Genomic DNA, 9,803 nt, shown 5'->3' with positions numbered 1-9,803 from the left:
CCGCACTGGGCGGCCCGGGCGACGGCCGCGACCCGCACCATGTCCGACGGGCTGGGGTCCGGGCCGCACAGCAGTTCGGCGAGGAAGCCGACGTGCATGGCCCCGTCCATCCCGTTCTCCCGCAGCTTCTCGCTGAGGGCGCTGGTCACGAATCGCCACACCCGGTCGCGGACGTGCTCGTAAGTCGGCAGCGCCGGGTCCAGCACCGCCGGGCGGGACCAGTGGAAGTCCCGGTGCCCGCGGCGGGGGCCGTGCTCGTCGCACAGGAAGCAGCCGGCCTTGAACATCTGGAACAGGGCGCTGCGGACCTTCGCCGCGGCGTCCTGAATGCCGGCCTCGGCACAGACCTCCGTGATGTCGGAGACGAGGTCCTGGTGGTAGATCCGCGGCCGGTCGTCGCCGTTCTGCTGCCCGGCGACGCGGGCGACCACGGCGCTGGCGATCTCCTGCCACGCCGCCGCCGGCACCAACGCGATGCGGGGGTGTCCGTAGAGCAACAGCCGCCGGTACAGGGCCGGGCTGTGCTCCGGCGTCGCCCGGATCGGCCGGTGCCCGTTCAGGCTGATGCGGGCCACGCCCTCCGTCGCATCGGCCGGCTTGCCGTCGGCGCCGTGCCGGTCGGAGCCTTGGCCGTCCGCCCCCGACGACCCGTTGACCCGGTAGCCGTTCGCCGGCGGGGCCGCGGAGGTCGGCTCCTCGGCCCGGGCGACGACCTGCACGCCGCCGGTGCGTTTGAGCACCAGCCCGGCGTCCTCCCCGTGCCGTTCGATCAGTTCCGCGGCGCTGCCGCAGCCGAACTGCATCGGGTCGAACCGCAGCGGCTCCCCGCCCGGCGTGCGGGAGGTGTGTTCGACCAGCGTCCGCACGCTGCCGGCCCGGATCGGTCCGTGGCGGTCGACCAGTTCGCCGACGGCCCGCAGCAGGGCGGCCCGCTCCTCGGCCTGCCGTTCGTCCAGCAGGTCGCGGGCGGCCCGCAGGTCCTCGAAGTACTCAAACCGGTCGCAGAAGCGCTCGAAGACCGGCTTCGTTTTGTCTTGCACGCCGATGACGGTCACCTCCGCCCCGGCCCGCCGCAGTTCCAGCGAGAGCGGGATGAAGTCGCTGTCGCTGGTCGCGAGGATGAATTGGCTGAAGTGCCCCCCGCCGAACTTCCCGGCCAGGTGCGGCCCGGCCTCGGCGGCGAGGGCGGCGGCGTCCATCGCCATCCGCAGGTCGCTGGCGTTCTTGTTCTTCCCGCCGGGGAAGCGGAACACCTGAATCGGCTCCACCCCCAAGCCCAACAGCACGTTGGGCACGCCCTGGAGGTAGTAGTCCCACCATCGCTCCGACGTGAGGTTCTCCCGCCGGACGTTGTAGTTCGCGTACGCCCGTTTCACCGCGAGGCTGCGGCCCTCGGACAGGCGGGTGGCGAAGGTGATCAGATCGCGGAGGTCCTCGGCGCAGTCGTAGTCGTCGGCGTCCTCGCCGGGGTGGCGGTCCTGTTCGAGCCGCCAGTTCTCCTCCCGCCCCAGGACGAAGTTCTCCAGATCGATGAATAGGGCGCTCTGGCCGTTGATGGACCCGGACATGGGCGGCGGTGGGGTGCGAGGTGAGGCATCGATCGATAATCAGCGGGCGGCATAAGACGCCGAGTGCGGCGCCGGGCGCCGATACGCGGCTCCCGCCTCCGACGGCCCAACCGGGCGCCGGGGCGGGGTCGCACCCCTCACCATCCGCGTGGGCGACCGACCGGTCAACCAGCGACCCCGGGGGAAGGGGCTGGGGAGGGCCCTGAACCTCTGCCTGTGCGGCGTGAACGCCGCGTCCGCGGCCGGGCGGGCCTCACCGCCGCCGCGAAGACGCCCGCCGCCCGCGGAAGAACAATCCCTTCGCCCCGTTGGCCACCGCCCGGCGGAAGGGCGGGGAAAAGTACATGGCCACGCCCACGCCGACCGCGATCAGGGCGAGCGTCCCCGCGGTCCAGAGGGCGGCGGTGACGAGCCAGGCGACGCCGTCGCCGAACAGCTGCCAGATCAGCCAGCCCGCCGCCGCGAGGAGGCCGAGCCGGGCGAGTTGCACCAGTTCGCCCAGCCGCCGCTCGATCGCCGCGAGGGACGCCGCCTCCGCAGACTGCGGGGCCGGCGGCCGGCCGTGCGCGGTGGGGAACTGCACCGTCTCGACGGCCGGGTCGGGTTCGTCGTGGGGCGGGGCGTCGTGCAGTTGGGCGGCGGGGCGGGGCATGACGGACGAAACGGGGCGGGGGACCGGGCGGTTCACGCGGGGGCGCCCGCCGCGACCGACGGCGCCCGCTCAGAGTTTCGGCACGTTCTGGGGGCCCTGGTCACCCTGCATCCCCCGCCGCATCCGCTGCTGGTCCTCCTCCGGGGCGAACATTTTGGCGGCCTCAGCCGGCGGGACGCCGTTCTCGATCGCCCGCAGCACCTCGTTGTTCCGCTCCTTCCACTCCCAGCCCAGCGGCGTGGCGAGTTCCTTCTCGGCGAGGCGGGCCCAGGGGGTGCCGGGGTGTTCGTCGATCACGCGGGCCAACAGTTCGCGGCTCTGGCGGATCAGCTTGCGGACCTCGCTGCCGGCGTCCGATTCCGGGGCGCCTCGGAGAACCCACTCGTTGCTGTTCTCCCGCTCGAACGGCTTGGGGTCGCTCTTCATCTCCGCCAGCACGACGTTGTACCCCAGCGCCCGGGCCTGCTGGGCGTAGACGCGGCCCAGGGCCAGGTCGAACCCTGCCCGCCAGCGGGGCTCCTCGACCTTCGGCCGGTCCGGCAGACCGGCTTCGAGCTTCGACTGCAACGCGGCGAGGCGGTAGCTGACGACGGCCATCGGCTTCTGGGCCTCCGTGATTTCCCGCCGCAGGCGGGTGTCGTCCACGGCGGCGAAGACTAGCTGCGGGTTCGGGATCTCCTCCGCCGTGCTCATCTGGGCCGCTTCGATCAGCGCCCGCTTGGCGCCGTTGGCCATCACGTCGCGGGTGTAGTCCTTGATCGGCCGGTAGTCCGGGCCGTAGGACCGCATCAGTTGCGGGTCGAACTTCCGCTGGTTGGTGTCGTCGGCGACGAGGTACATGCCGCCGGTCTCCACGCACAGGCGGGTCAGGGCGTAGGGGCCGTAGCCGCTGGAGAGCCGTTCGTTCTCCACCTCCCCGCCGGGGCCCCAGAAGCCGAGGCGGATGCGTTCGGGCATCACCGTCTCCGGGCCGGCGTCCACGGGGATCGGCAGGCGGAACTGGCGCTCGCCCTCTTTCCAGAGGTAGGTCACGTAGCCTTTGGCGCGGCCGAACGGGGCGGCGTTGCCGACGACGTACACCGGCACGCCGTACCGCTTGAACTGGGCGATGACGTTCTCCAGATCGCCGTCGTCGTCGCCCTTCTCGTCGGTGACGATGACGAACATCAGCGTCCGCTTCGCGCGGGTCCGCTCGTGCAGCATCTCGCTGCCGACGGCCTTCAGGGCGGTGAAGACGTTCTCTTTGCCGCTCTCGTCGGCGGGGATCTCGCGGATCGTCTGGACGAGCGGGGCGACGTCCACGACCGGCTCGGGGGTGATCAGATTCACGCCCTCGCCGAAGGTGGCGACGGCGGTGCGGAGGTGGTCGGTGTCGATGTCCCCGGTGTTGCCGAGCTGGGCGTAGACGGCCTCGAACCGCTCGGCGAGGGCGTTGCGGCGGTCCTCCAGCGACAGGCTGGCGTCCAGCATCCAGACGACGGTCGTCTCGTTCTCCCGCAGCCGGGCGGCGATCTCGCGGGTCAGCACGTCGATGGCGCCCTCCACCCCGCCGGTGTATTCGGTCATGCCCTCGGCGTCGAACTCGGTCGTCAGCACCGCTTCGTTCGGCACGTCGACGGCGGAGGCGGTCGGCAGGGAAGCGTCGAAGTGGACCATTTCGACGTCCTGCTGGAACTCCTGCTCGATCGGTTGTTCCTGCGTGCTGGCGGCCATCGAGGGGCTCAGCACGTTGACGGAGCTGTCGTTGCCGACCTCCGGGGTGAGCACGTTGTCGACCTTGAACCGGTCGATGTCCTCGGTGGTGATCTCGCTCTCGATGATCGTTTTGAGGGCGTCCGTCGGCACGATGATCGTGATGCCGGCCAGCGTCATCAGCACCGCGACGTGCACGGCGAGGCTCACCAGCCAGGCGGGGGCCGTGCCGATCCGCTCCCACAGCGAGGGCGTCTCCGTCGGGGGCAGGGCGACCAGCTCCAGGGGCACCTTCCGTCCGGACCAACGATTCGACCCGGAGGCGGCGATCGCGGCGGCGGACACGGGCAGGCTCCAGGGAACAGGAAACGGAGACGATCACGACGTTACGCCGCGCAGCAGACCGCCGCAACGGGCGGCGGGCTCCCTCCATCTACCCGTCGGCGTCGCGTCAGGTTCGTCGCCAATCGGCTCGAACGGCACAAATCGGCGAATTCCCACCAGTCCGAACGCTTGGACGGCCGATGAAGAGGCCGTCAGGCGGAATGCAGACCGTTTTGAACGGTTCCCCGCCCCCCGACGGACGAATCGACCGAACGCACCAGGCGGAGACGGACCGATGAATTCCGCCCCGCCCCCCGCCGTCCGCCCCGGCTCGCAGGGCCTCCGCTTGGCGGTCCGAGCCGCCGACGACGACGGAGAACGCCCGACCGGCCGGCGTCTGCACCGGTTCGCCGCGGCCCCCGGCGTGGACCTGCACGTCCGCGAGTACCCCGCGACGGCGGGGGCGGAGTCGCGGACGTTGCTCTTGGTGCACGGGGCGTTCGAGCACGGGGAGCTGTACGACCACGCCGCCCGGCGCTTCGCCGCCCGCGGCTGGCGGGTCCTGCTGCCGGACCTGCGGGGCCACGGCCGCAGCGGCGGGCACGAGATGCACGTGCGGCGGTTCGCGGAGTACGTCGCCGACCTCCGCGGCGTGCTGCACGAGTTCGGCGCCGACCCGGCTCGCACGGCACTCGTCGGCAACAGCATGGGCGGCCTCGCGACGGCCCGGTTGGTTCAGAACGCCGACGGCGGCGGACCGGCCCCGGCGGCGGTCGCGGCGCTGTGCAGCCCGCTGCTGCGGATCGTCACCCCGGTGCCGCCGCACACCCTGATCGCCGGGAAGCTCTGCCGCCTGCTGCGGCCCAAAGCGCGGTTCGACGTGCCGCAGGACCCGGACGACCCGGTCGCCGCGGCCCGGCCGCACGACCCGCTGCGGCGGACGACGGTGACGGCCTCCTGGTTCTTCGCGGTCCGTCGGGCGGTGAAGGCGGTCTGGAAGGACGCCGCCCGCATCGAGACCCCGCTGCACGTGATGCAGAGCGGCGCCGACCGCGTCGTCTGCCCGTTGGCCCCGGCGGTGTGGATCAACGCGGTGGGAGCCGAGGACCGCAGTTGCGAGGTGCTGCCCGGGGCGAACCACGAGGTGTTCCAGGAACCGACGTGGCGCCGGCACGCGGACCGGCTGGCGGACTGGTTCGACCTGTACGTACCCGCCGCGGAACGGGCCGACGGGGCCGCCCCGGCCGTCCGCCGGGCCGCATGAGGGCGCCGGACGCCCCCGAGTGCGGTCCGCCTCAGGGCTGGGCGGTGCGGATGCCGGGGGTCGGGGGGAGTCGTTCGACGTCCACGCCGGGCGGCGGTTCCTCCAGGCCGGCCGGCGGGACGCCGCCGGCGTCGGTTTCCATCTCCGGGTCGGCGGGCGGGGCGGACGCCGCCTGCGTGCTGCGGGGCTCCACGTCCTTGCGGGAGATCTGGCTGGGGAAGCGGCCGCGGTAGTCCGGCTCCAGTTCGACGCCGCGGTACCGGGCGCCCATGTCCATGACGGGCGAGTCGGAGTTCTCCGCCAACGCCTGCCAGTCGGAGAAGGACTCCGCCGGGTTTTCGATCTCCGTCGTGGTGCCGGAGGCAATCCAGAACCGGTCCAGCAGGTAGCGGTTGGTGCCGGCGCCGGTCCATTCGAGGCGGTCGAGGAACTCCCGCTGGTCGTCGCCGCCCCGGGTGCGGATCAGCACGCCCTCGCCGGCGGCGTCCACGAACAGGCTGTCGCTGGCGAAGACCGTCAGCGGCAGCGGCGTCCGTTCGCCGAGCATCGCCTTCCACCGCAGGTCCAGCAGGGCTTCGCCGAACAGCATCGTGCTGCGTTGCAGCTGAACGTGAACCCGCCCGGTCGACTCCGGCGGCGGGGGGGCCTCGGGATCGGCGCCGCTCATGCGGACGACCGCGGACTGCACCGCCACGGCGGTGTGGGAGAAGTCCAGCAACCCGCCGCGATCCGGCTCGACCCGGATCAGGTCGCCCTGTCCGCGGAGCAGGCTGCGTTCGGCGGTGACGTAGAACTCCCCGGGGGCGGCCCGTTCCTTGCGTTCGCTGTCCGCCAGTTCGGCCAGGTCGTTGATCGTCGGCGGCTGGTAGCCGCGGGCCAGCAGCAGGGAGTTCGCGTCGGCCCGCTCCTCGGCCCCGTTGAGCGTGATCGTGCAGTCCCGCATCGTCAGCCGGTCGCCGGCCCCGACGGAGAACATCGTCCAGCCGTCCCCCCGGCTGGGCAGGTCGAAGGAGAGGGAGAGGTTCTCCAGCGTGAGGTTCGCCTCCCCCGTGAGGTGAAAGAGCGTCTGCGGCGTCTGGTAGTTGGCGTAGGCCTTGAGCCGCGGCTGATACAGGCTGCCGTCGCTGCGGGTGCCGGCCCGCAACGTGAGCATCTTGCCGATCATGGTGATCGGCTTCTTCAGGACGAAGTCCATCGACCCGTCGACGTTGATCGTGACCACCTCGCCGCGGGAGGCGTCCTCGACGGCGGCGTCCAACGAGGAGAACCCGCGGGGAGCGCCGCCGTCGCCGCCGACCACGAACTTGGCCGGCTCCGCCGGCGCGGCGACCACGGCGGGGGCGTTGGCCCGGGTGTTGACCGTCGGGGCGTCCTCGCCGGCGTCCTCGACGGGCGGGGCGGGCACGGCCGGCGGCGGGGCGACGACCGGCTCGACGACGCTCGCCGCGGTCGCGGTCGGCTCGGCGGCGGCGGTCTCCTGCACCGGCGCCGGCATGTAGGCGTAGCCGGCGGGCCGTTCCTCCGGCCAGCGGACCCAGGCGATCAGCACGAGGGCGGCGGCCAGCGCCGCGGTGCCCGCGGCGTTCAGCGCCGGCACGCCCCGCAGTGGCCGCCGGGGACGCAGCCCGCGAACGCGGGGCAGGTCGTCCAGTTCGTCCAGCAGGGCCTCGGGCGTCTGCGGGCGCTGGTTCGGGTCGCTGGCCATCAGCGATTTGCACAGCGCCGCCAGCGGGGCGGGCACCTTCGGATTGAAGGCCGTCACGTCCGGCGTCTGCGGGTTCTGGTGGTCCAGCAACTTCTGGAGCACCGTGCCCTCCGGGTAGGGCGGGCGCCCGGCGAGCATGTGGAACAGCGTGCAGCCCAGCGAGTACAGGTCGCTCCGCACGTCGGCGACCCGCGGGTCCTTGGCCTGCTCCGGGGCGATGTAGTCGAAGGTGCCCAGCGTGGTGCCGGCGACGGTCAGGTCGCCCACGCTGTCGGCGGCCTCCTTGCGGGCCAGCCCGAGGTCGACCAGCTTGACGATCCCGTCCGGCGTGACGATCACGTTCGACGGCTTCACATCCCGGTGCACCACGCCGGAGGCGGCGCAGTGGTGCAGCGCCTCGGCGACCTGCCGGGTGATGGAGACGGCGTCGGTCGGCGAGAGCGGCCCGTGCGTCTCCAGCAGGTCCCGCACCGTGCGGCCGGTGACGAACTCGAAGGCGATGAAGTGCAGCCCGCGGTCCTCGCCCACGTAGAAGGCGCGGGCGATGTTGAGGTGGTCCAGCCGGGCGGCGCTGCGGGCCTCGTTCCGGAACCGCAGCACGCTGGCCCGGTCCTTGGAATGGGCCGGGCTGAGGACCTTCAGGGCGACAGTGCGCTGCAGCCGCTCGTCGACGGCCCTGAACACGGAGCCCATGCCGCCGTGGCCGATCCGCTGCTCGATGCGGAAGTGGTCCAGCACGCAGCCGGTGAGGGCCGGTTCGGCCTCGCCGACGGCGGGGAACAGCCGGCGCCGCAGGTCGGCGCCGTCCAGCAGCGTGCCGCCGGGCTCCGCCAGCGGGGGGCTGTTCGAGGACTCCGTCTTCTCCTCCGGCGCCGGTCGGAGGACGGTGTGGGAGACGGCGGCCCAGGGCGGGGCGGGGGGGGCGTCCACGGTGTGGGTGCCCCCGTCGTCTTCGCTGGACAGCAGGACTCCGCCCGCCGCCCGGACCAACGACGTCTGCGATCGTCCGGGTTGGGGAGTGGCGGCGCGCGTCATGCGTGTCGACTCTGGGCGGGGCGAAGGGGGCCGGCGGCAGGATCCGTGCGGCCGACCGGGCTGTCTCACACTCTAGTCGTCAACGGCGGGACGCCACAGGGGCAATCCCGACCCGCGGGGCGTCATTTCGCTCCGCCGGCCAGCTCGTCCCGCAGCGACTGCCGGATCGATCGGCAGTACTGGTCCAGCCGCACCCGTTTGGCGGCGGCGAACCGATCCGCCTCCAGCAGGGCGTCCACGGCGTGCCGCACCGCCCGGTCCCGCTGGTGCGGGGTGTCCTCTTCTTCCGTCGCGTCGACCTTCAGCGTGCCGGTGCGGCCCCGGCCGGTCGCCTCCTCGTGCTCCGCCGCCCGCCGCACCCGTCGGGAGGCCGGGATGAGCGTCTGCCGCAGGTGCTCGTCGAGTTCCCGGCTGAGCTTCAGCGCGGTGTCGATGCGCTCCCGCAGCGTGCGGTCGTCCGGGGGCGGAATGTGCTCGAGCACGGCGGCGATCCGGGTTGCGGGGAACCGGGGGAGGAACCGGCGGGGCGGCGGGGCGCGGCCTCGACGGGAGTCGGGATTGACGAGCCGCCGCCGACGGCACAGGGTAGCCGCCGTCCGCGGCGTGCGGGAGCGTCTGGTTCCCCCGCCGTCCCCCGCCTCGACCGGAAGCGTTCGTGCGGACCCTCGTCCTCGGCGATCTCCACTCGAACTGGTGGGCCCTGAAAGCGGTGATCGACGCCGCCGGCCCCGTCGACCGCACGCTCTGCACCGGGGATCTCGTCGACTACGGCCCCGCCCCCCGCCGCTGCGTGGAGTGGGTGCGGGAGCACGCCGAACGGGTCGTCCGCGGCAACCACGACCACGCCGTCGCCCAGCGGGTGCCGGCCCTCGGGAACGACGGCCTGCGGGCCGTCGCCGCCCACGCCCGGGCCCGTCAGTGGGAGGAGCTGGGGCCGGAACTGCTCCGCTACCTCGCCCGGCTGCCGGTCTGCGAGACGTTCGACCTGGACGGCCGCGAGACGCTGATGGTGCACGGCTCCCCCCGCGATCCGCTGGACGACTACGCCCCCGCCGACGCCGACGGCTGGCGGGACCGGCTGACCGACGTGACCGCGGGGCTGGTGCTGGTCGGCCACACCCACACCCCCTACGCCGTCGAGGTCGAACGGCCGGACGGCGGCCGCACGACGATCCTGAACCCCGGCAGCGTCGGCCAGCCCCGCGACGGCGACCCGCGGGCCGCCTACGCGATCATCGACGGCCGCGAGATCACGCTGCACCGCGTCGCCTACGACCCGACCCCCGCCGTCGAGGCCCTGCGCGCCTGCGGCCTGCCCGCGGAGGTGTTGGAAACCGCCGAGGCCCTGCTGCGGACCGGCCGCCGGCCGTGCCTCCGCGGCGCCGCCCCGCCGCCGACGGCGCTCCGGCCCCGCCCCGCGGCGATCTGTCCGGGCTGACCGGTTCAGCACGACCGCCGCCCCGCCGGCGCCCGGGCGAACTGCCGCGGCGGAGCGAGGGGGGGATGAATTTCCGGCCGCCCGCGGGCAAGATAGAGTTCCGCCCCCGTCCGCCCGGCCCGGTT

The 9,803-nt window shown here is 73.2% G+C and carries 7 protein-coding genes; 2 read left to right on the top strand and 5 right to left on the bottom strand.

Annotation, left to right across the window (positions count from 1 at the left end; translation table 11 throughout):
• From ACG2DA_RS10985 to ACG2DA_RS10975, 3 genes are all read right to left on the bottom strand, one after another.
• The coding region (locus tag ACG2DA_RS10985) for an NYN domain-containing protein (RefSeq protein WP_395255670.1) at window positions 1-1,568 on the bottom strand (1,568 nt) is incomplete at its 3' end.
• Between the two features lie 253 nt (window positions 1,569-1,821).
• On the bottom strand, window positions 1,822-2,220 hold the full coding sequence (locus ACG2DA_RS10980; RefSeq protein WP_395255669.1) for a hypothetical protein: 399 nt from the start codon (window positions 2,218-2,220) through the stop codon (window positions 1,822-1,824).
• A gap of 69 nt (window positions 2,221-2,289) precedes the next feature.
• Entirely contained in the window at window positions 2,290-4,257 is a 1,968-nt protein-coding gene (locus ACG2DA_RS10975; RefSeq protein ID WP_395255668.1) for a vWA domain-containing protein, read from the bottom strand.
• Window positions 4,258-4,531: 274 nt separating this feature from the next.
• On the opposite strand from ACG2DA_RS10975, the gene ACG2DA_RS10970 reads away from it, so the two are divergent.
• Window positions 4,532-5,500, top strand: coding sequence for an alpha/beta fold hydrolase (locus ACG2DA_RS10970; RefSeq protein WP_395255667.1), 969 nt, complete (start codon window positions 4,532-4,534; stop codon window positions 5,498-5,500).
• Between the two features lie 31 nt (window positions 5,501-5,531).
• Here ACG2DA_RS10970 and ACG2DA_RS10965 read toward each other — a convergent pair whose 3' ends face one another.
• Window positions 5,532-8,240 (bottom strand): serine/threonine-protein kinase, encoded by a 2,709-nt coding sequence (locus ACG2DA_RS10965; RefSeq protein ID WP_395255666.1) that lies wholly within the window; start codon window positions 8,238-8,240, stop codon window positions 5,532-5,534.
• Window positions 8,241-8,362: 122 nt separating this feature from the next.
• Entirely contained in the window at window positions 8,363-8,722 is a 360-nt protein-coding gene (locus ACG2DA_RS10960; protein ID WP_395255665.1) for a hypothetical protein, read from the bottom strand.
• Between the two features lie 173 nt (window positions 8,723-8,895).
• Between ACG2DA_RS10960 and ACG2DA_RS10955 the strand changes: the two genes are divergently transcribed.
• The gene (locus ACG2DA_RS10955; RefSeq protein ID WP_395255663.1) at window positions 8,896-9,678 is read left to right on the top strand and encodes a metallophosphoesterase family protein; all 783 of its coding nucleotides are present in this window, start codon (window positions 8,896-8,898) and stop codon (window positions 9,676-9,678) included.
• Window positions 9,679-9,803 lie beyond the last annotated feature (125 nt).

This window comes from Alienimonas sp. DA493, assembly GCF_043951915.1.
GTDB lineage: Bacteria > Planctomycetota > Planctomycetia > Planctomycetales > Planctomycetaceae > Alienimonas.
The sequence above is the reverse complement of the archived record's forward strand: the minus strand, read 5'-3'. Positions and strand labels throughout refer to the sequence as shown.

Coding starts and splice junctions, on each gene's coding strand:
- ACG2DA_RS10965 (WP_395255666.1), bottom strand. CDS start 8,240: ATGACGCGCGCCGCCACTCCCCAACCCGGACGATCGCAGACGTCGTTG.
- ACG2DA_RS10970 (WP_395255667.1), top strand. CDS start 4,532: ATGAATTCCGCCCCGCCCCCCGCCGTCCGCCCCGGCTCGCAGGGCCTC.
- ACG2DA_RS10980 (WP_395255669.1), bottom strand. CDS start 2,220: ATGCCCCGCCCCGCCGCCCAACTGCACGACGCCCCGCCCCACGACGAA.